Below are 18,860 nucleotides of genomic sequence, written 5' to 3'. Positions count from 1 at the left end.
GGCTATTGGAGATCCGAAAAAGCCTCCTGCATGGCTGCAACCGCCCGCTCGACATTGGCGCGCTGCGTGCCGATGTTAAAGCGCAGGAAGCTTTCGCCACCTGTGCCGAAGGTTGGCCCGTGGTTGACGGCGATTTTGGCCCGTTTTTGCACCCGATCGATGGCCTCCTGTAAAGGCATGCCCGTGCCAGAGACATCCACCCACGCCAGATAGGTGGCTTCAAGAGGCATGGATGTTAAGCCGGGAATGGCATTGATCCCAGCGTCGAAAATCTTGCGGTTTCCATCGAGGTAGACCAGCAATTCATCCACCCATTGCGCCCCTTTTGGCGAATAGGCTGCGGTAATCATATGCAGGCCAAAGGAATTTGGGGACAGTCCGAGCGCCTGCGTCCGTTTGGCAAAACGGGCGCGTAAATTTGGATCTTCAATGATAACATTGCCCGAATGCCCCCCTGCAATATTGAAGGTCTTGCTCGCCGCAGTCATCATAATCAAGCGATCTGAAATTCCGTCAATCAGTGCCATGGCTGTGTGTTTCGCGCCGAAGGTCAGATCGTGGTGGATTTCATCACTGACCAAAAGCAGATCATGTTTGATGCAAAATTCTGCCACCTGTTGAAGTTCCGCGTGGCTCCATACCCGCCCGCCAGGATTATGCGGCGAGCAAAGGATGACCATTTTCGCATGGGGCGGCAGGGCGGCGTCATAGCTGTCGAAATCCATCTCATAGCGGCCATTGTTTTGCACCAGTGGCAATTCGATCACCTCGCGGTCATTGGCGCGGATCACTTTGGCGAAGGAATGATAGACCGGGGTGAATAGAACCACGCCGTCGCCTGGCTCTGTGAACGTATCCACACAAAGCGCCGTGCCATTCACCAGCCCATGGGTGGTGAAAATACCGCCGCGGGGCACCTCCCAGCCGTGACGATGTTTCATCCACCAGGCAATAGCGTCGAGATATTTGCTATCATCGCCAAAATAGCCGTAGATCCCATGCTCTGTAAGCCTAGCCAGACTGTTTGCCACCGCTTCTGGCGGACGAAAATCCATATCCGCCACCCACATTGCCAAACCATCGTCGGGCGATACGCCATAGAGCGGCTCCATCATATCCCATTTGGAGGAGTGGGTGTTGCGGCGGTCAATCTGGGTGTCAAAGGTCATGGAAAATCCTAATATTTTCGCGCAAGGTTACTGTGAAAAGGCTAAAGATCAAGCGCTGGGTAGAGCTGGCACGCAAATTGCGGCAAGAATCTTTGATGCGGCAATTGCGCTATGGGTCGGCATTGAATATCACACCGTTATGACAATACGCCCCATAATAATCCATCCCGATCCGCGCTTGAAAAAGACGGCGGCGCCCGTGGCTGAGGTGACCCCCGCTATTGAGCATTTGGCTGAGGATATGCTTGAAACCATGTATGATGCACCGGGCATCGGATTGGCTGCGCCGCAAATCGGCGTGATGAGCCGCGTGTTCGTTATGGATTGCGTGAAAGAGGAAGGGGCCGCACCAGCGCCGATGGTTCTGATGAATCCGGTCATCACCTGGGTCTCTGAGGAGTTGAGCACCTATGAAGAGGGCTGCCTGTCCATTCCAGAGCAATATGGTGAGGTGGAACGGCCTGCCGAAATTGACATGCAATGGCTGGGCCTCGACGGGAAAACCCATACACAAAGATTCGATGGGCTTTGGGCCACTTGCGCGCAGCATGAGCTGGATCATCTGAACGGCAAGCTGTTCATTGATTACTTCAAACCGATGCGCCGCCAACTTATCACCCGTAAGATGCAGAAATTCAAACGTGAGCAGGCCCGGTCATGAGCCGAAGCCTTGTGCCTTGGCCGCACCCTTGCTTGCGACGGCCCGCAGACCCGATTGAGAAAATCAGCCCGGAAATTGAAGAGATTTGGCGCGATATGATTGCGGAGATGGAAGCTATGCCTGGCGTCGGTTTGGCCGCGCCGCAATTGGGCATTGGGTTGCGGTTGGCGGTGGTGGATGCCTCTTTGGCGCGCGGCGAGGTTCTGCGCATGGCCAATCCCGAGATACTGCACGTATCTGCCAAGCTTGAGATGGGCGAAGAGGCCAGCCCTAATCTGCCCTATGTCTCCGCGCAGATCAAACGCCCGCGCGGCGTGACGGTGCGCTATATGGACGAAGCTGGCGCTTGCCAGGAAAAAGATCTGGTTGGCCTCTGGGCCCGCTCGATGCTCCATCAAGTCGATCACCTCAATGGGCGGATGTATTTTGACAATCTCTCCAAGCTCAAGCGCGATATGCTGATCAAAAAGGCTCGAAAACTATGCGCGTAGTCTTTATGGGCACGCCCGATTTTTCGATCGCCGCTTTGCGGGCCTTGGCTGAGGCGGGGCATGAGATCGCAGCTGTCTACAGCCAACCGCCGCGCAAATCCGGCCGGGGGCAAAAACGTCGTCCGTCGCCGATGCAAGCCTATGCCGAGTGCCAAGGATGGACGGTCTTTACACCTAAAAACTTCCGTGATCCGGCTGAACTGGCCAATTTTGCGGCTCTTGAGGCGGATATCGCCGTGGTGGTGGCTTACGGGTTGATCTTGCCACAAGTGCTTTTGGATGCCCCGCACTTTGGATGTTTGAATATTCATGCCAGCCTTCTGCCGCGTTGGCGCGGTGCGGCGCCGATGCATAGGGCAATTATGGCTGGGGATGCGCAGACTGGGGTGTGTATCATGCAGATGGATGCGGGTCTGGACACCGGGCCGGTGCGTCTGCGCCGCGCGCTGGATATTGCGGCGCAAGAGACCACAGCCGAGCTGCATGATCGCCTTGCCGCGCTGGGCGCTGCGGCGATTGTGGATGTTTTGGCCGATTTGCCGGGTCATCCGCCCGAAGTGCAACCTGATGTCAACATTTGCTATGCACAGAAAATCGACAAATCTGAGGCACGCATTGACTGGACGCGGCCGGCGCTTGAGGTGGACCGGCAAATTCGCGCCCTGTCTCTCTTTCCCGGTGCCTGGTGTGAACTGGCGGGACAGCGGATGAAACTTTTGGCCTCCCAAACGGGCCAAGGCTCTGGTGCCCCGGGGCAGGTGTTTGGTGGGTTTGAAGTGGCCTGCGGTCAGGGATCAGTGATCATCACGCGGCTGCAACTGGCGGGCAAAACCGCGCAAACCGCCGCTGAGTTTCTACAAGGCCATGCTCTGCCCGAACAGCTCACCTAAGCCCAGCGGATCAGGCCGATGATGGCGGATCCGGCGTAGAAGGCCTGAAGCAGCAAAAAGGTCCAACGGCGGTCAATCACAGCCCAGGCGGCAAAAAGGCTGGCTGAGATGAACAGCAGGGAGAACCCTAAAATTTCATTGCCTGTATTCGAGGCAATGAGTAACGCGTAGACCATCGCCAAAACTGATCCAGAGATTTCAAAAACGGAGGTGAGTTTTCGTTTATTATACATTTCGTGCTTTCTGCCCTGCGGACCTAGTCCTTGAATGGTGCCATGCCGGCACGGGCCATTTCATCGGCTAATTCGTTTTGCGGATGCCCCGCATGGCCCTTGACCCACTCCCAAGTGACCTGATGCCGAGCTTGGGCGGCATCCAATTGTTTCCAGAGGTCTTCATTCTTGACCGGCTTTTTTGCCGCGGTTTTCCAGCCGTTTTTCTTCCAGCCGAAAATCCATTTGGTAACGCCATCTTTGACGTAAACGCTGTCGGTGACGATTGTGATTGCCGAGCGTCGGGACAGGGCTTCAAGAGCGGAGATCGCCGCCATGAGCTCCATACGATTGTTGGTTGTCTCTTTCGCCCCGCCTTTGAGTTCGCGCTGCTTAGTCACCGTGTCGCCCGTTTTGGCCTGCATCACCACACCCCAGCCGCCTGGGCCGGGATTGCCACTGCAGGCACCGTCGGTATAGGCGATTAGATCATGCATGGGCGGCCATCATGATGAAGGGTTCCACATCTCCGGCCAGCCCTTTTTCCTGCCCCTCGCGCTCGAAGGTGAGGGTGAAGCCGGCTTGCGTTAAAATATCTTTCAGCTCTTGGGCGGTGTAATAGGTATAAAAGCGCCCGAGCTTATCGCGCCTCTCGCCAGTACCAAGTTTCATGGCCAGGTAAAAACTCCCGCCGGGGCGTAGCGAAGCGTAGCAGGCTTGAATATGGCGTTTGAAATCAGCGCGTTTCGCATGCAGCAGCGAAAAATTGGCGTAAATGCCATGATATGTGGCCTGTGACGGCAAGTCATCAAATGTGGCCTGCCGCGCCGTCACACCTGGGTGTTTGCTGGCAGCAGCAGCCATCTCTGCGCTGCCATCAATGGCCTCGACATCGCAGCCGTGCCGCGCCATTTCCGCAGCTGCGAGACCTGGTCCACAGCCCAAATCCAAAACCCGCCCGCCCGCTGGGACAGCTTTGATGAAGGCTAATAATGATTTACTGGGTGGTGCTTGGGTCAACCGTAGGTAATCATCAATTTTGCCGTCATAGACGTCGAGCGTTTGCGCATCAGCCATGGGAGGAGGCTCCGACCTCCCGCAGGATGCGCGGCACCTTGAAACTGACGTTTTCTTTTGCGGTTTCGACGGTTTTGATTGTGACCGAATAATGGCCCGAAAAGGCGTCGATCACCTCTTGGATCAAGATATCTGGCGCAGAGGCGCCAGCTGTGATGCCGATGGTCTTGACCCCATCTAAAGCGCGCCAGTCGATATCTGTGGCGCGCTGCACCAATTGCGCATAGCCGCATCCGGCGCGCGAGGCCACTTCGACGAGACGCTTGGAATTGGAAGAATTAGGAGCCCCGACCACCAAAAGCGCCTCGCAGAGCGGGGCAATGGCTTTGACCGCCTCTTGACGATTTGTCGTGGCGTAGCAAATGTCTTCTTTATGCGGTCCAGTGATATTTGGAAAACGGCGTTGTAGGGCGGCGACAACCCCGGCTGTATCATCTACCGATAGGGTGGTTTGAGTGATATAGGCCAGCCGATCTGGGTCACGCACGGCGACGCTTTCAACATCCGCTTCGCTTTCCACCAACAGCACTTCGCCATGGGGTAATTGCCCCATGGTGCCGATTGTTTCGGGATGGCCTGCGTGGCCAATCATGATCATTTGAAGGCCGTTCTCACTGTGGCGTTCTGCTTCAATGTGGACTTTGCTCACCAACGGGCAGGTGGCATCGACATAGATCATATTGCGGGCCTGCGCGGCGCTTGGAACAGATTTTGGCACACCATGCGCCGAGAAAATTACTGGGCGATCATCCGGACACTCGATCAGCTCTTGCACGAATATGGCACCCTGCGCGCGCAAACTGTCGACAACAAATTTATTGTGCACAATCTCGTGGCGCACAAAGACCGGGGCACCCCATTTTTTCAGAGCCATTTCGACGATTTTTATTGCACGATCGACCCCCGCACAAAAACCTCTTGGCGCGGCAAGATACAGTTTGAGCTCAGGTTTTGTCATGGTCACGATCCTTTGCTCGGCACGTTAAATGTGCCGAGCAAGATCGTCCAGAGCTTGGGACGAATTATTCGGCTCCCGCCGGGGCCACAAGGTCATCTGTTTCGCGCGCTGGGCGACCAACCACGTCACGCAATGCATCCAATTCGATGAAATTGTCGCATTGGCGCCGCAATTCATCGGCAATCATCGGAGGTTGGCTGCGAATTGTGGAGACCACGGATACGCGCACGCCCTGGCGTTGCACGCTTTCGACCATAGGCCGGAAGTCGCCATCGCCTGAGAAAAGCACGATATGGTCAACATGTGGCGCCAGTTCCATGGCGTTTACAGTCAACTCGATGTCCATATTGCCCTTGATTTTTCGACGGCCTTGGCTGTCGGTAAACTCTTTTGCAGCCTTCGTGACCATGGTGAAGCCGTTGTAATTCAGCCAATCAACCAAAGGTCGAATCGGTGAATATTCATCGTTCTCCAAAAGCGCGGTATAATAGAATGCCCGCAGCATTTTTCCCCGGCTTGTGAATTCTTGGCGAAGCAGTTTGTAGTCGATGTCGAAGCCCAAGGACTTCGCGGCCGCGTATAGATTTGCGCCATCAATAAACAGCGCTAAGCGCTCGTCGCGGTAAAACATATCAAATATATCCCTTTAAAGCCCCGAGAGCTACGATATGCGTAAGTTGCAGCCCAGGCCATGTTAAGATAGTGATTAAAATAGTTTATGTAAATGTCACCCATGCAAAATAAAATAAAAATTCATCAAAAAACCGCACTGGTCGCAATGGGCGGCAATTTGGAGTCTGAAATGGGCCCGCCGCATGTGACTTTGGGATATGGGTTGGCGTCACTTCGTTTAATGACCAATAGCCTCCTGCGAAAAAGTAAATATTTCGTTTCGCCCTGTTTTCCTGTTGGATATGGCCCTGATTACGTCAATGCGGCGGTTGCATTTCAGTTTCAGGGCGAATCATACGAGCTATTGGCTATTTTGCACAGCATCGAGGCCAACTTCGGGCGCCGCAGATCCCAGCGATGGGGTGGCAGGGTGTTGGATCTGGATTTACTGGCCTTTGGAGACGAAATCGCACCAACGGTTGAGATCTATGCGGCCTGGCGCGACAAGCCCCTGTCTGAGCAGATGTCCCAAACCCCGCAAGAGTTGATCCTACCACATCCGCGGATGCAGGACAGAGCCTTTGTTTTAGGGCCGCTGATGGATGTCGCGCCCGATTGGTGCCACCCGGTGTTGGGTCTCACGGTAGGCCAGATGTATGACCGATTACCAGCTGAAGACCGCGCGGCCCTTAAGACATTGCCTTAGGCGCGGGCCGCTGGTGAGACGGCGCGATTCACCCTTGCGTTTTTTGGCATTCGCTCCTAAGTAGCGTACTTCATCACAGGTGCAGGAGATCAGGCATGGCGCGTGTCACAGTTGAAGATTGTGTAGACAAGGTTCCAAATCGTTTTGATCTGGTCATGTTGGCGGCCCATCGGGCGCGCGAAATCGCCAGCGGGTCTCCGGTGACTGTAGACCGCGACAACGACAAAAACCCTGTCGTTTCCCTGCGTGAAATTGCTGATGAAACGCAAATGGTAGATGATTTGCTTGAGCGGTTGATTGAAAGCAATCAAACTCAAATCGAAGTTGACGAGCCGGAAGAAGACTCCATGGCTTTGTTAATGGGCGGTGAGCCGGACAAGCCGGCTGAAGACGATTTGAATGATGAAAAATTGCTGCGTGCTTTGATGGAAGCTCAAGGCCAACGTTAAGGAAATGCAGGCATGATCACAGCCGATGACCTGATCGGTCTGATCCGCGCCTACAATCCGTCAACCAACGCCGAGCAGATTGCGCAAGCCTATCGCTTCTGTCAGGAAATGCACGAGGGACAGTTTCGCCGGTCTGGCGAACCCTATTACACCCATCCTGCAGCCGTTGCCCGCATTTTGGCCGATCAGCATCTTGACGATGCGTCGATCATCACTGCGCTGTTGCATGACACGATTGAAGATACCAAGGCGAGCTTTGCGGACCTAGAGCACTTGTTCGGCCGTGAGGTGGCTGAACTGGTCGATGGGGTGACAAAGCTCACCAATTTGCAACTCTCCTCCAGAGTGAACAAGCAGGCGGAAAATTTCCGCAAGCTCATCATGGCCACATCAAAAGATATTCGAGTGACTTTGGTTAAATTGGCGGATCGGCTGCATAACATGCGCACCATCCGTTCGATGACGCCGGAAAAACAGCAACAAAAAGCTCTGGAAACGATGGATATTTATGCGCCATTGGCCGGGCGCATGGGGATGCATTGGCTGCGTGAAGAGCTGGAAGATTTGGCGTTTCAAGTGCTCAATCCTGACGGGCGCAAGTCCATTATTCGCCGTTTTATCAAGTTGCAAAACGAAACTGGCGACGTGGTACAACAGATCAAAGGCGACTTGCTCGAGGAACTGGACCGTGCGGAGCTTGAGGGTGCGAAAATTCAAGGTCGGGCTAAAAAACCCTATTCGATTTGGCGCAAGATGCAAAATAAAGAGCTGTCCTTCTCGCGCTTGTCAGATATTTACGGGTTTCGGGTCATTGTGGATCATGAATCTGATTGCTACCGGATTTTAGGGCTGATCCATCAGCGATGGCGGGCGGTCCCGGGGCGGTTTAAAGATTATATCAGCCAGCCCAAAACCAATGGCTACCGCAGCATTCACACCACTGTTTCGGGGCGCAATGCCCGCCGCGTGGAGGTGCAAATCCGCACCAAATCGATGCATCAAGTGGCAGAAAAAGGCGCGGCCGCGACTTGGTCTTATAGAGACGGGGCGCGGGTGGATAATCCCTTTGCTTTGGATCCTTCGACTTGGATTTCATCGCTGACAGAGCGATTTAGCTCCGAAGGTGACGATGGGGAATTTCTCGAAGCGTTCAAATTGGAAATGTACACCGACCAAGTATTTTGCTTTTCACCCAAAGGCGATGTCATCAAACTGCCGCGTGGCGCTACGCCCATTGATTTTGCCTATGCCATTCATACACGCATTGGCGCGGCCTGTGTCTCGGCGAAGGTTGATGGTCTTCGCGTGCCGCTCTGGACGCGCTTGCGCAATGGGCAATCTGTACAGATCATCACTGCTGAGGGGCAAACCCCGCCGGCCAGCTGGATTGATATCGTCGCCACCGGCCGGGCGAAAACAGCCATCCGCCGCAGCCTGCGCGAATTTGACCGTGAGAAATTTATCAAACTGGGGCAAGAATTTGCACGGGTAGCCTTCGAGAATGTCAACAAGAAGGCCTCCGACCGTGCTTTGAAAACCGCAGCGAAACACTATGGCTTGCCAAGTGCAGATGAGCTTTTGGCCCGACTTGGCAGCTCCGAAATCGCCGCGCGCGACGTGGTGGCGGAGCTCTACCCAAATCTAAAGGTGCGCGACGCTGATGAGGTCGGGCCGGCGGTTGCTTTGATCGGGTTGGAGCCAGGACAAAAGTTTACCCATGGCGCCTGTTGCGACCCCCTGCCCGGAGAGCGCATTGTTGGGATCATTTTCAAAGGTCATGGTGTCGTGGTTCACACTATAGATTGCCCAAACCTATTGCATTATGAAACCCAAATGGACCGCTGGTTAGATCTGCATTGGCGGGACGGGCAGCATGCCGCGACCAATCCGGCGCAGATCATCACCACCATTTTGAATGGCACAGGCGTAATGGGGCGGATTTGCACATTGATCGGCGATCAGAATGCCAATATCTCTGACATTCACTTTTTGGACCGCAAGCCGGACTATTTCAAACTGCTCGTCGAATTGGAACTTAGGGATGTGTCACAATTGCACATGGTGCTCACGGCGCTGGAGGCAGAGAGTGATGTGGCAGAAGTCAGCCGTCACCGCAATCCCGAACTCGGGCGGGACATCGACGCTATGAACGGTGAGTGGGGCGAAATTGGTGTTTAAGCGTCGTGAAAAGCGTGGGCTGCCCAGGGCGCTTTGGGAATGGGTCTACCCAAGGGGGGGCTGGGCCCGCGCCTATTCTTATATCACACACCGTTTGCGCCGCCTGCCAGGAACGCCGGAGGAAATCGCGCGTGGCGTGGCGATAGGCGTGTTCACCTCTTTCACTCCGTTTTACGGGTTACATTTTCTTCTGGCTTGGGTGCTCGCGCTTGTATTGCGGGCCAATGTCCTCGCCTCGCTGTTGGGAACATTTTTCGGCAACCCGCTGACCTATATCCCCATTGGCGTAACGGCGCTTGGTTTTGGTCATGCGTTTCTGGGCAAGCGACCAGAGAGCGATCTGCACTTGGGTTTAGGAGAAATGTTTGCGCGCGCGGTGTCGGAATTGGGTGCAAATATCGTTGCTTTCTTCATGCAAACCGGCGGAGATTGGACGTATTTGGTCGAATTTTGGCACACGGTGTTTTTCCCCTGGATGATCGGCGGGGTGGTGCCGGGAATCATATCAGGGCTGGTGATTTATGCTATTACTGTTCCCGCTATTCGCGTGTATAAAAGCCGCCGAAAAGGTCAATTAGCGGCCAAATTTGCAGAGTTACGCCGCAAGACGCTCCTTAAACGAGAAGATGACTCTGGTGTCTAAGGTGAAAACAGGAAGATAAGATTATGTCCATTGAGCAACGCCTCGGCGTCAATATTGATCACGTGGCCACTTTACGCAACGCAAGGGGCGGCGCTTATCCGGATCCTCTGCGCGCAGCCTTGATGGCCGAGGCCGCCGGGGCTGATGGTATTACCGCACATCTGCGTGAGGATCGTCGGCATATTCGCGATGCAGACATTGACGCTTTGATTGGCGCATTGCGCATTCCTTTGAATTTCGAAATGGCCGCAACAGCAGAAATGCACGCCATAGCCCTGCGCCATAATCCGCATGCGGTTTGTCTCGTGCCTGAAAAACGCGCGGAGCGGACCACCGAGGGCGGTCTGGATGTGGCGGCAGATCAGGACCGTCTGCGTGATTTCATAGCGCCTCTGGTTGAAGCGGGATGCCGCGTGTCGCTGTTCGTAGCCGCAGAAGATCAACAATTACAAGCCAGTGCGGAGGTGGGAGCTGCGGTGGTTGAGCTGCATACGGGCGCCTATTGCGACTTCCATGCCGCGGGCAATCACCTGGGCGCAGATGAGGAATTGGCGCGGATCACCCGCAGTGCACGGTTTGCAGCCGAGCTGGGTCTGGAGGTGCATGCCGGCCATGGCTTGAGCTACGAAACAGTGGCCCCCATAGCTGCTCTGCCCGAGGTGGCCGAGCTGAACATTGGACATTTTTTGATCGGAGAATCTATCTTTTTGGGTCTGGGCCCGGCCATTGCCGAAATGCGTCGCTTGATGCAAAACGCCCGTCTATGATTTTAGGCATCGGTACAGATTTGGCGAATATTGAGCGGATCCAAGGCACATTGGATCGCTTTGGCGATCGGTTTAAAAACCGGGTCTTTACGCAGGTTGAGCAACGCAAGGCAGAGGCGCGCAAAGATGTGGCGGGCACTTATGCCAAACGTTGGGCGGCGAAAGAGGCTTGTTCAAAGGCGCTTGGAACGGGGTTGGCTATGGGTATCAGTTGGAAAGACATGGCTGTCACCAACATGCGGAGCGGCCAACCAGTGATGGCCGTCACGGGCTGGGCTGCCGAGCGTTTGGCGCAGATGACGCCCGCCGGTCATACGGCGGTGATCCATTGTACTTTGACCGATGATCACCCATGGGCACAGGCTTTTGTGGTGATTGAAGCGCGCCCAACTGAGGGCGGGGCAACTTGACTCTCGACCGTAAGCGCCGCACATAGCCCTAAATCAAATCCCGAGGATGTTATGGACGACATTGAAGAAAAAAGCTTTGCTGCGAGTGTGATAGAGACGGTCAAAACTGTGGTCTATGCCCTGCTGATTGCTGGGGTGTTTCGCACCTTGTTTTTTCAACCCTTTTGGATCCCGTCCGGCTCAATGAAAGACAGCCTTTTGATTGGGGATTTCCTATTCGTCAACAAAATGGCTTATGGGTACTCCTATGCCTCCTGTCCTAAAATTCAAATCGCCAGCCTTGGCTTAAATATCGATGCGGATGATTTTTGTGGCTTCATCGAAGACCGTGATGCGCGGATTTTGGGTGGCGCGCCTGAGCGCGGCGATGTGGTGGTGTTTCGCCATCCGGTGACCGGAGCCGATTACATCAAACGTTTGGTTGGTCTTCCGGGTGATAAAATCCAAATGCAAGGCGGGGTGTTGCAGATCAATGGCACGCCGGTTGCACGCAAACAGGTAGAGTATTTCGTTGAAACCTTTGAGCCACAAGGCTCGCAGCGCAACCGGCCTGTCTGTTCCAATGGTGCCGTAGGGCTGGGCGCAGATTGCATCAAGCAAAAATACATTGAGACCCTGCCCAATGGCGTCGCACATAGCGCGTTGGACACGTTTGACCAAGATTCGATGCGCCTTGGTGGGCGCATGAATTTGGATACAACAAAAGTCTACACCGTACCGGACGGGCATTTCTTTTTTATGGGAGATAATCGCGACAATTCTTCTGACAGCCGCGTGCCGCAGACCATTGGCGGCGTCGGCTTCGTGCCTCTAAAAGACATCGTCGGACGGGCCGACCGTATTTTGTTTTCTTCTGCCGGAGCCTCAATTTTGGCTTTCTGGACCTGGCGCAGCGATCGTTATTTCAAGGCAATTGATTAAATGCTCTCTATGTTCCAGGTCGCGTAATGATCAAGCTTTCTTCCGAGTTACGCCAGTTTTCAGCCGATATCGGTTACGAGTTTAAAGATCCGGGGCTCCTGATTACAGCCCTGACTCATTCCAGCATCTCCTCTGCAACCCGCTCGGATAACGAACGGCTCGAGTTTTTGGGCGACCGGGTGCTGGGGCTCGTGATGGCGCAGGCCTTGTTGGATCTGGACGCGAAGGCAACTGAGGGCCAATTGGCACCGCGTTTTAATGCTCTGGTGCGCAAGGAAACCTGTGCAGATGTGGCGCGCTCAATTGGTATTGGCAATCTGTTGAAATTAGGCCGCTCTGAGATGATTAGCGGCGGGCGCCGCAAGGAAGCCCTGTTGGGCGATGCGATGGAAGCACTGATTGCAGCGGTGTATCGCGATGGTGGTTTTGCCGAAGCGCAGGCGGTGATCGTGCGCCTGTGGAATAAGCGGATCACCTCTGTCAAGGCCGATGCGCGCGATCCAAAGACCGCTTTGCAAGAATGGGCGCAGGCCCGCAAAGGCCCTCCGCCGAATTATGTGGAACTGTCCCGTTCTGGCCCGGATCATGCGCCGCAATTTGAGATTGAAGTGAGATTACATTCTGGCGAATCGGCGCAGGCCAAAGCTGGGTCGAAACGCCAAGCCGAACAGGCTGCGGCAAAAATATTGTTGGAAAGGTTAGGGGCATGAGCACACGCGCCGGATTTGTTGCCCTGATTGGGGAACCCAATGCAGGGAAATCAACCCTGCTCAACCGTATGGTGGGGGCAAAGGTTTCGATAGTCACCCATAAGGTGCAGACGACCCGCGCCCGCATCCGCGGTGTCGCACTTGAGGGCGAGGCGCAAATTGTATTCGTGGACACCCCGGGTATTTTCCGCCCCAAACGTCGTTTGGATCGCGCGATGGTGAAATCCGCCTGGGGCGGGGCTGCTGATGCTGACCTGACGGTATTTTTGATCGAAGCGCATCGCGGTGTCACAGAGGGCGTGGATGCAATCATGGAAGCGCTTAAGGATCTTCCGAAAGGAAAATCAATTGCCTTAGCGATTAACAAAATCGACAAGGTGCAGGCTGCAGAGCTATTGGCTTTGACCAAGGCGATGAATGAGGCGTTTGGTTTTGTTGAGACTTTCCTGATTTCTGCGGAAAAGGGCCATGGCTGCGCAGCATTGAAGACTTGGATTGCTGGTGAATTGCCGGAAAGCCCTTGGCTTTATCCTGAAGACCAAATTGCCGATCTGCCGCTGCGCATGCTGGCGGCAGAGACCACACGAGAAAAATTGACCCTACGTTTGCACCAAGAATTGCCCTATCAGCTGACCGTTGAGACGGAGGCTTGGGAGGAGCGTAAAGATGGCTCGTGTAAAATTGACCAGCTGATCTATGTGATGCGTGATGGCCATAAAGGCATTGTGCTTGGCAAGGGTGGCGAGACGATCAAAGCTGTATCCACTCAAGCCCGGACGGAATTGGAAGAGTTTTTGGGCCGCAAGGTGCATTTGTTTTTACAGGTTAAAGTGCGTCCGAACTGGTTGGAAGACAAAGAACGTTACGAGGAAATGGGCCTCGATTTTCGTGACGGAAACGAATGATCCGCCTGACCAGCGATATTTGGGTCGCTGCCTATCTGACGCGCCTGCGCCTTGCTGATATTCCGGCCTTTGTGGTCCAGCGGGGAGATGCAACGGCGGGGGCGGTTTTGGTTAAGCTCAACCTGCTGGACGGGCAAGGCATCGTTTTTCAGCGCTCTTTTGATTTGCAAAGCGGTGCACGCAATTGGGTGGAGCTGATTTCGGGAGAGGAGGCTGACTTGGACCTTGCGATTGGCCGTCAGCGGGACTTTGATCCTGACGTTTGGGTGATTGAAGTCGAAGACCGGCTTGGGCGCCATTTGCTCGATGAGCCTGGTTTGAGCGAATAGCCTAGGGGCCCGGCAAATCGCTTAACATTCGGCAGCCCTCTGGATAGACTGGTCCGGTACGCGGCCAATACTAGGTCATTGCTGTCTGCCGCGGGTAAGTTAGGGTCTATGTTTTGATAGAATGGCGGGATGAAGGGGTTTTATTGGCTGTGCGTAAGCATGGTGAAGCGGCCGTCATCGTTGAGGTTTTTACAGAACATCATGGGAAACATGCGGGTGTAGTGCGCGGTGGCGCTGGGCGAAGGCAAGGCCCTATTTTGCAACCTGGTGGTCAATTTGAGGTGGTCTGGAAAGCCAGGCTTGAAGAGCACATGGGTGCATTCACGGTTGAACCTATGCGCAGCCGGGCAGCACAAGTGATGGCGGATCCTTTGGCCTTGGCCGGTTTGACATCTGTTGTTGGGCTTTTGAACTTTGCTCTGCCAGAGCGCGCGCAGCATGGGGCACTCTATAGCGCCTCGATCAATCTTTTGGATTTGATCTGCGTCACAGAGGCTTGGCCTTTGGCCTATTTACACTGGGAAATGCAGCTGTTGGAGGATTTGGGCTTTGGTCTGGATCTCAGCTGTTGTGCGGTGTCTGGAACCACCGAGGATTTGGCCTATGTGTCTCCGAAATCTGGTCGGGCTGTGGCCGCACATCACGCGGGGCGCTGGAAGACGCAGCTGTTGCCGCTTGCGCCTTGTATGATCGGGCAAAGTGTTGCGGATAATGGCGAGATTGCCGCCGGGTTACGCACCACTGGGCATTTTTTGGAAAAATGGTTGGCGCCATCGCTTGGTGATCGGGGATTGCCCTTAGCGCGACAGCGGCTGGTCGAGAGATTGTTCCGCATAGCCGGCTTAGAGCAGGGTCCAAGCGGCGAGGCCAACCACGAGTAGCATTGACAGGGCCATGGATATGTTGATCGCTCGTTGCGCGTTAGGCGAGAGGTTGAGCCGCTTGAGCGAGACGCCAAAAAGGACCCAAATCACATGGATTGGCACCCAAATCATATTTAGAATGACAAATTTTATGGCCACTTCACTCCAATAGGCGTCCTCATAGATTGGAAATCCGGTGATTAAAGCGGTCAGCACCGCATAGGCTTTCGGGTTGATGGGCTGCAAGAGCAAACCGGCCATGAGCCTGGGCGGGGTTTCGGATCTAATGAAAGCCACTTGCGCGCCAGCGAAAGCAATCCGGCTTGCCAAATACAGCAGATACAAAAACGACACTGCCATTAATGTGATCCGCAGCCACGGAGTGTCGAGCACGAAGGCTGACAGGCCCGCGGCGACGGCCGCATAAACCAAGGCCTGCCCAATACAGAGCCCAGCCACGTAGCGGAGCCCCGCCGCAGCTCCAAACCCAGCACCGACACCGGCGGCGGACAGAACTCCGGGGCCGGGGGTGGCAAGCATCAGGACTATGGCAAGTGCAAATGTAATCATGCGCTGACCCTAAGGCCAAAGTCCGAAGGTGACCAGCGCCGTAGATCGCATCTCAGAGGAATTGGCGATTGTACCGGCACGGCAATGCGCTACACTCATTTCTAAACTTAGGAGAGCGTGATGAATAAGACTGTTGTGATCAAAGAATTCGGGGGTTCGGATCAACTAAAAATTGTGGATATGCCAGCCGGAGAACCCGGTGATGGGCAGGTGCGCATCGCTCATAAAGCCTGCGGGCTCAATTATATAGACGTCTATCAGCGCACGGGACTTTACCCTCTGCCCTTGCCTCAGGCCCTTGGCATGGAGGCGGCCGGTGTGATTGAAGCTGTGGGGGCAGGTGTCACCCATGTGAAGGTTGGGGACCGTGTGGCCTATGCCTCTATGCCGCCGGGCTCTTATTGTGAGCGGCGCGTGATGCCGGCGGCGCAGGTTTGTCCTTTGCCCGACGAAATCAGCTTCGAGCAGGGCGCGGCGATGATGCTTCAGGGCATGACGGTGCAATATCTCTTTCATCGCACCACGCCGCTGCATAAAGGCGACACAGTTCTGTTTCATGCAGCAGCAGGCGGCGTCGGTTTAATTGCCTGCCAATGGGCTAAGTCTGAGGGCATTACCCTGATTGGCACCGCTGGCAGCGATGAAAAATGCCAATTGGCTTTGCACCATGGGGCCACCCATTGCATCAACTATATGTCAGAAAACTTCGAAGAGAAGGTCAATGAATTAACCGGGGGTGCGGGGGTTGATGTGGTGATGGATTCTGTGGGTGAGAGCACTTTTGAAGGCTCCCTCAATAGCCTCAAACCGCTGGGCATGATGATCACTTTCGGCAATGCTTCGGGTCCAGTGCCGCCGTTCAACTTGGCCCAATTGGGGGCGAAAGGTTCGCTGAAAATCACCCGCCCGACGCTCTTTACTCATATTGGCAAGCATGAAGATTGCCAGGAGATGGCGCGGCATTTATTTTCGAAGGTCACATCTGGCGATGTAAAAATTGTGATTGGTCAAGAGTTTGCTTTGGAAGATGTCACAGCGGCGCATGATGCGTTGGAGGCGCGCCTCACAACTGGGTCGACCATCCTAACAGTCTAGGCGTTCTGTTTGTCCCTGCCACAACTTTTCTAGGCTGGCAGGGGCAAGGGCTTTGCTTCAATAGGAGCGCGGTAGATCCAAAACATGTTCTGCGAGATAGGACAGGATCAAATTCGTTGAGATCGGTGCCACTTGATAGAGCCGCGTTTCTCTAAATTTGCGCTCAACATCATACTCTTCAGCAAAGCCAAACCCACCATGGGTTTGTACCGCAACATTCGCGGCTTCATTTGAGGCATCGGCTGCCAGCATTTTGGCCATATTGGCCTCAGCGCCGGGATTGCCACCGTTTTCGTAGAGGGCCAGCGCCTCTTTCACCATCAACTCAGCGGCGCGCATATTTGCATAGGCCTTGGCAATGGGAAATTGTATGCCTTGGTTTTGCCCGATCGGGCGATCAAAGACTTGGCGATCTTTGGCATAGGCCACCGAGTGTTCGATAAACCATTTCGCATCGCCAATACATTCAGAGGCAATCAAAATGCGTTCGGCATTCATGCCTGAGAGGATATAGCGAAATCCTTTGCCTTCTTCGCCGATCAAGTTTTCCGCCGGCACGCGGAGATTGTCAAAAAAGACCTCTGTGGTCGCATGGTTCATCATGGTGCGGATCGGCTGTAGGGTGAGACCGTTGCCCAGTGCTTCGCGCATGTCGACCAGCAAAACAGAAAGACCTTGGGTCTTCTTCATCCCCTCTTCCAGCGGTGTCGTGCGCGCCAAAAGCAACATGAGGTCGGAATGCTCTGCTCGGCTGGTCCAAATTTTCTGCCCGTTGATGACATAATTGGACCCATCTCGCTTGGCGGTGGTGCGCAATGCGCCTGTATCGGTACCTGAGCTGGGCTCGGTTACACCAAAGGCCTGCAACCGCAGGGTCCCGTCCGCGATCTTTGGCAGGTACTGGGTCTTTTGCGCCTCTGAGCCATGCCTCAACAGGGTTCCCATGGTATACATCTGTGCATGACACGCGCCCGCATTGCCCCCCGACCGGTGGATTTCTTCCAAAATAACCGCAGCAGCGGAGAGCGGCAGGCCTGATCCACCAAAATTTTCAGGAATCAAAGCACCGAGCCATCCAGCCTCAGTCAGAGCCTGCACAAAAGCGGCCGGATAAGTCATCTCTCTGTCAAGTGCACGCCAGTAGCTTCCGGGAAATTCTGCGCAGAGTTTGCCAACGGCCTCGCGGATATCGTCATAGGTTTCACCGGGCTGGTACATGCTGCGCCTCCTTTGGGACTTATCCCGTAGGTAGGCCGTCCTGCGCAACATGACAAGAAACAGATGGGTTGGCGTTTTCGATTTGTTTTAGCCGTAGGCACGTTGGTCACGTGCGGCCGCCAGATTCGATCGAAAATGATCGTCGCACATGATCGAAAATTTTTCCATAATTTGCTGGTGGTATTCTAGGAACTCTTGCCGCGCAGTGCGGGTTGCTGCGGCTGGCTCAACGGTCAACGTGCAAATAGCGCCAGTTTCTGCTCGCCAGCTGAAAGAGATGGACGGAAGGGTTGCATCAAGCACATAACCGCGCATTCGGGCTTTACGGACCTCTTGGTGGTATTTACCCATGCGCAGCTCGGTCTGCTCCTCCGGGTTTGCTTGGGTCGCGGCTTTGGCGATAAGCGTTTTCTGCTCTTGCTCTGACATCTCTGACTGCGCAGAAATTGCTGCATTTGAGAAAATTAAAGAATGCTCGGTGGTCAAGTCGACCGGTGGCTTGGTGCTGTCGACAATTGCAAATCGTGTTTTACTTTCGAACATAGAGAACGTGATGTCATAGCACCCCTCTGCCTTTGCCATGTTCAAAACCGGCTGAACTTGGTCCACTTCAGGGGCTGAAAATTGCGCTGAAGCAAAAAAATCATCAATAGCATAAGTCAGAACATAGGCCTTATCCGAGACCCGCCGCCGCGCCCAGTTTAGCGCCTCCAGTTGGGCGCAAATCCGTTGCAAGGCAGAGCGTGAGAATGACACATGCGCCTCAAGATCGCACAGCTTGATTGGCCCATAGATGCCAATGAGGCGAATGACCTCTGTGGAACGGGCGAGTGGGCTGTCCGTTATTGCGAGCATTCTAAACTTACCCCATTAGATCTCTTTTCGAGAGGCAAAATCTGCGGTTTATAACTTTGTATCCAAGATATCTGTGACACGGCACTACCGAATAGATTATTTTTTGGGGAACAAAGTATATTTTGATATAATTATAGACTTATGTATAGGTCACTATAAGCTATGAGGCGT

At 54.4% G+C, this 18,860-nt stretch carries 24 protein-coding genes; 15 read left to right on the top strand and 9 right to left on the bottom strand.

Annotated features, from left to right (window positions below):
* Positions 1 to 2: 2 nt before the first annotated feature.
* Positions 3 to 1,169, bottom strand: coding sequence for a MalY/PatB family protein (locus tag ABLW18_RS10540; protein ID WP_347824766.1), 1,167 nt, complete (start codon positions 1,167 to 1,169; stop codon positions 3 to 5).
* Between the two features lie 139 nt (positions 1,170 to 1,308).
* On the opposite strand from ABLW18_RS10540, the gene def (ABLW18_RS10535) reads away from it, so the two are divergent.
* From def (ABLW18_RS10535) to fmt, 3 genes are read left to right on the top strand one after another with little or no spacing between them, the layout of a single operon-like run.
* Positions 1,309 to 1,830, top strand: a complete 522-nt coding sequence (gene def, locus ABLW18_RS10535) for a peptide deformylase (protein WP_347824798.1) — start codon at positions 1,309 to 1,311, stop codon at positions 1,828 to 1,830.
* Entirely contained in the window at positions 1,827 to 2,321 is a 495-nt protein-coding gene (gene def, locus ABLW18_RS10530; protein ID WP_347824765.1) for a peptide deformylase, read from the top strand. Before def (ABLW18_RS10535) ends, def (ABLW18_RS10530) begins: the two co-directional genes overlap by 4 nt.
* A complete protein-coding gene (gene fmt, locus ABLW18_RS10525) occupies positions 2,312 to 3,211 on the top strand; it encodes a methionyl-tRNA formyltransferase (protein WP_347824764.1) in 900 nt (299 codons plus the stop codon). The genes def (ABLW18_RS10530) and fmt overlap by 10 nt, the downstream gene beginning before the upstream one ends.
* Here fmt and ABLW18_RS10520 read toward each other — a convergent pair.
* The 5 genes from ABLW18_RS10520 to ABLW18_RS10500 form a co-directional block, all read right to left on the bottom strand.
* Positions 3,208 to 3,444, bottom strand: a complete 237-nt coding sequence (locus tag ABLW18_RS10520; protein WP_347824763.1) for a hypothetical protein — start codon at positions 3,442 to 3,444, stop codon at positions 3,208 to 3,210. The genes fmt and ABLW18_RS10520 overlap by 4 nt on opposite strands.
* A gap of 23 nt (positions 3,445 to 3,467) precedes the next feature.
* Positions 3,468 to 3,920, bottom strand: coding sequence for a ribonuclease HI (rnhA, locus tag ABLW18_RS10515; protein WP_347824762.1), 453 nt, complete (start codon positions 3,918 to 3,920; stop codon positions 3,468 to 3,470).
* Positions 3,913 to 4,500 carry a class I SAM-dependent methyltransferase gene (locus ABLW18_RS10510; RefSeq protein WP_347824761.1) on the bottom strand — a complete coding sequence of 196 codons (588 nt, stop codon included), beginning with the start codon at positions 4,498 to 4,500 and terminating at the stop codon, positions 3,913 to 3,915. The genes rnhA and ABLW18_RS10510 overlap by 8 nt, the downstream gene beginning before the upstream one ends.
* On the bottom strand, positions 4,493 to 5,458 hold the full coding sequence (gene ispH / locus ABLW18_RS10505; RefSeq protein WP_347824760.1) for a 4-hydroxy-3-methylbut-2-enyl diphosphate reductase: 966 nt from the start codon (positions 5,456 to 5,458) through the stop codon (positions 4,493 to 4,495). The genes ABLW18_RS10510 and ispH overlap by 8 nt, the downstream gene beginning before the upstream one ends.
* 64 nt (positions 5,459 to 5,522) lie before the next feature.
* On the bottom strand, positions 5,523 to 6,089 hold the full coding sequence (locus ABLW18_RS10500; RefSeq protein ID WP_347824759.1) for an NYN domain-containing protein: 567 nt from the start codon (positions 6,087 to 6,089) through the stop codon (positions 5,523 to 5,525).
* A 102-nt stretch (positions 6,090 to 6,191) separates the two neighbouring features.
* Here ABLW18_RS10500 and folK point away from each other — a divergent pair, with 102 nt between their 5' ends.
* From folK to recO, 11 genes are all read left to right on the top strand, one after another.
* Positions 6,192 to 6,776 carry a 2-amino-4-hydroxy-6-hydroxymethyldihydropteridine diphosphokinase gene (gene folK / locus ABLW18_RS10495; RefSeq protein WP_347824758.1) on the top strand — a complete coding sequence of 195 codons (585 nt, stop codon included), beginning with the start codon at positions 6,192 to 6,194 and terminating at the stop codon, positions 6,774 to 6,776.
* 95 nt (positions 6,777 to 6,871) lie between these two features.
* Complete coding sequence (gene rpoZ / locus ABLW18_RS10490; RefSeq protein ID WP_048864832.1) at positions 6,872 to 7,225, top strand: DNA-directed RNA polymerase subunit omega; 354 nt, start codon at positions 6,872 to 6,874, stop codon at positions 7,223 to 7,225.
* 12 nt (positions 7,226 to 7,237) lie between these two features.
* Positions 7,238 to 9,403, top strand: coding sequence for a bifunctional (p)ppGpp synthetase/guanosine-3',5'-bis(diphosphate) 3'-pyrophosphohydrolase (locus ABLW18_RS10485; RefSeq protein WP_347824757.1), 2,166 nt, complete (start codon positions 7,238 to 7,240; stop codon positions 9,401 to 9,403).
* The gene (locus ABLW18_RS10480; protein WP_347824756.1) at positions 9,396 to 10,046 is read left to right on the top strand and encodes a DUF2062 domain-containing protein; all 651 of its coding nucleotides are present in this window, start codon (positions 9,396 to 9,398) and stop codon (positions 10,044 to 10,046) included. Before ABLW18_RS10485 ends, ABLW18_RS10480 begins: the two co-directional genes overlap by 8 nt.
* Positions 10,047 to 10,069: 23 nt before the next feature.
* On the top strand, positions 10,070 to 10,813 hold the full coding sequence (locus ABLW18_RS10475; protein WP_347824755.1) for a pyridoxine 5'-phosphate synthase: 744 nt from the start codon (positions 10,070 to 10,072) through the stop codon (positions 10,811 to 10,813).
* Positions 10,810 to 11,223 carry a holo-ACP synthase gene (gene acpS, locus ABLW18_RS10470; RefSeq protein WP_347824754.1) on the top strand — a complete coding sequence of 138 codons (414 nt, stop codon included), beginning with the start codon at positions 10,810 to 10,812 and terminating at the stop codon, positions 11,221 to 11,223. Before ABLW18_RS10475 ends, acpS begins: the two co-directional genes overlap by 4 nt.
* Before the next feature lie 51 nt (positions 11,224 to 11,274).
* Complete coding sequence (lepB, locus tag ABLW18_RS10465; protein WP_347824753.1) at positions 11,275 to 12,144, top strand: signal peptidase I; 870 nt, start codon at positions 11,275 to 11,277, stop codon at positions 12,142 to 12,144.
* 29 nt (positions 12,145 to 12,173) lie between these two features.
* Positions 12,174 to 12,854 carry a ribonuclease III gene (gene rnc, locus ABLW18_RS10460; RefSeq protein ID WP_347824797.1) on the top strand — a complete coding sequence of 227 codons (681 nt, stop codon included), beginning with the start codon at positions 12,174 to 12,176 and terminating at the stop codon, positions 12,852 to 12,854.
* A complete protein-coding gene (era, locus tag ABLW18_RS10455) occupies positions 12,851 to 13,759 on the top strand; it encodes a GTPase Era (RefSeq protein ID WP_347824752.1) in 909 nt (302 codons plus the stop codon). The genes rnc and era overlap by 4 nt, the downstream gene beginning before the upstream one ends.
* Positions 13,756 to 14,088: a DUF1491 family protein gene (locus ABLW18_RS10450; protein WP_347824751.1), complete on the top strand. Its 333-nt coding sequence runs from the start codon at positions 13,756 to 13,758 to the stop codon at positions 14,086 to 14,088. Before era ends, ABLW18_RS10450 begins: the two co-directional genes overlap by 4 nt.
* Before the next feature lie 116 nt (positions 14,089 to 14,204).
* Positions 14,205 to 14,969, top strand: coding sequence for a DNA repair protein RecO (recO, locus tag ABLW18_RS10445; protein ID WP_347824796.1), 765 nt, complete (start codon positions 14,205 to 14,207; stop codon positions 14,967 to 14,969).
* Here the strand turns inward: recO and ABLW18_RS10440 are convergent.
* Positions 14,931 to 15,521, bottom strand: a complete 591-nt coding sequence (locus ABLW18_RS10440; RefSeq protein WP_347824750.1) for a LysE family transporter — start codon at positions 15,519 to 15,521, stop codon at positions 14,931 to 14,933. The genes recO and ABLW18_RS10440 overlap by 39 nt on opposite strands.
* A 120-nt stretch (positions 15,522 to 15,641) precedes the next feature.
* On the opposite strand from ABLW18_RS10440, the gene ABLW18_RS10435 reads away from it, so the two are divergent.
* The gene (locus ABLW18_RS10435; protein WP_347824749.1) at positions 15,642 to 16,616 is read left to right on the top strand and encodes a quinone oxidoreductase; all 975 of its coding nucleotides are present in this window, start codon (positions 15,642 to 15,644) and stop codon (positions 16,614 to 16,616) included.
* Between the two features lie 57 nt (positions 16,617 to 16,673).
* Here the strand turns inward: ABLW18_RS10435 and ABLW18_RS10430 are convergent, their stop codons facing one another.
* Together ABLW18_RS10430 and ABLW18_RS10425 are read right to left on the bottom strand one after the other, a co-directional pair.
* Positions 16,674 to 17,834: an acyl-CoA dehydrogenase family protein gene (locus ABLW18_RS10430; RefSeq protein WP_347824748.1), complete on the bottom strand. Its 1,161-nt coding sequence runs from the start codon at positions 17,832 to 17,834 to the stop codon at positions 16,674 to 16,676.
* Between the two features lie 87 nt (positions 17,835 to 17,921).
* The gene (locus tag ABLW18_RS10425; RefSeq protein ID WP_347824747.1) at positions 17,922 to 18,689 is read right to left on the bottom strand and encodes a hypothetical protein; all 768 of its coding nucleotides are present in this window, start codon (positions 18,687 to 18,689) and stop codon (positions 17,922 to 17,924) included.
* Positions 18,690 to 18,860 lie beyond the last annotated feature (171 nt).

It is taken from the genome of uncultured Planktomarina sp. (assembly GCA_943788425.1).
GTDB lineage: Bacteria > Pseudomonadota > Alphaproteobacteria > Rhodobacterales > Rhodobacteraceae > Planktomarina.
This window is presented reverse-complemented; position numbering and strand designations above follow the sequence as displayed.

What these genes read in the sequence shown, in the direction of transcription:
- rnhA (WP_347824762.1), bottom strand. Translation starts at nt 3,920, where the DNA reads ATGCATGATCTAATCGCCTATACCGACGGTGCCTGCAGTGGCAATCCC.
- ABLW18_RS10485 (WP_347824757.1), top strand. Translation starts at nt 7,238, where the DNA reads ATGATCACAGCCGATGACCTGATCGGTCTGATCCGCGCCTACAATCCG.
- acpS (WP_347824754.1), top strand. Translation starts at nt 10,810, where the DNA reads ATGATTTTAGGCATCGGTACAGATTTGGCGAATATTGAGCGGATCCAA.
- def (WP_347824798.1), top strand. Translation starts at nt 1,309, where the DNA reads ATGACAATACGCCCCATAATAATCCATCCCGATCCGCGCTTGAAAAAG.
- ABLW18_RS10540 (WP_347824766.1), bottom strand. Translation starts at nt 1,169, where the DNA reads ATGACCTTTGACACCCAGATTGACCGCCGCAACACCCACTCCTCCAAA.
- rpoZ (WP_048864832.1), top strand. Translation starts at nt 6,872, where the DNA reads ATGGCGCGTGTCACAGTTGAAGATTGTGTAGACAAGGTTCCAAATCGT.
- ABLW18_RS10510 (WP_347824761.1), bottom strand. Translation starts at nt 4,500, where the DNA reads ATGGCTGATGCGCAAACGCTCGACGTCTATGACGGCAAAATTGATGAT.
- ABLW18_RS10430 (WP_347824748.1), bottom strand. Translation starts at nt 17,834, where the DNA reads ATGTACCAGCCCGGTGAAACCTATGACGATATCCGCGAGGCCGTTGGC.
- ABLW18_RS10425 (WP_347824747.1), bottom strand. Translation starts at nt 18,689, where the DNA reads ATGCTCGCAATAACGGACAGCCCACTCGCCCGTTCCACAGAGGTCATT.
- def (WP_347824765.1), top strand. Translation starts at nt 1,827, where the DNA reads ATGAGCCGAAGCCTTGTGCCTTGGCCGCACCCTTGCTTGCGACGGCCC.
- era (WP_347824752.1), top strand. Translation starts at nt 12,851, where the DNA reads ATGAGCACACGCGCCGGATTTGTTGCCCTGATTGGGGAACCCAATGCA.
- ABLW18_RS10520 (WP_347824763.1), bottom strand. Translation starts at nt 3,444, where the DNA reads ATGTATAATAAACGAAAACTCACCTCCGTTTTTGAAATCTCTGGATCA.
- ABLW18_RS10475 (WP_347824755.1), top strand. Translation starts at nt 10,070, where the DNA reads ATGTCCATTGAGCAACGCCTCGGCGTCAATATTGATCACGTGGCCACT.
- lepB (WP_347824753.1), top strand. Translation starts at nt 11,275, where the DNA reads ATGGACGACATTGAAGAAAAAAGCTTTGCTGCGAGTGTGATAGAGACG.
- ABLW18_RS10435 (WP_347824749.1), top strand. Translation starts at nt 15,642, where the DNA reads ATGAATAAGACTGTTGTGATCAAAGAATTCGGGGGTTCGGATCAACTA.
- fmt (WP_347824764.1), top strand. Translation starts at nt 2,312, where the DNA reads ATGCGCGTAGTCTTTATGGGCACGCCCGATTTTTCGATCGCCGCTTTG.
- ABLW18_RS10500 (WP_347824759.1), bottom strand. Translation starts at nt 6,089, where the DNA reads ATGTTTTACCGCGACGAGCGCTTAGCGCTGTTTATTGATGGCGCAAAT.
- folK (WP_347824758.1), top strand. Translation starts at nt 6,192, where the DNA reads ATGCAAAATAAAATAAAAATTCATCAAAAAACCGCACTGGTCGCAATG.
- ispH (WP_347824760.1), bottom strand. Translation starts at nt 5,458, where the DNA reads ATGACAAAACCTGAGCTCAAACTGTATCTTGCCGCGCCAAGAGGTTTT.
- ABLW18_RS10440 (WP_347824750.1), bottom strand. Translation starts at nt 15,521, where the DNA reads ATGATTACATTTGCACTTGCCATAGTCCTGATGCTTGCCACCCCCGGC.
- ABLW18_RS10450 (WP_347824751.1), top strand. Translation starts at nt 13,756, where the DNA reads ATGATCCGCCTGACCAGCGATATTTGGGTCGCTGCCTATCTGACGCGC.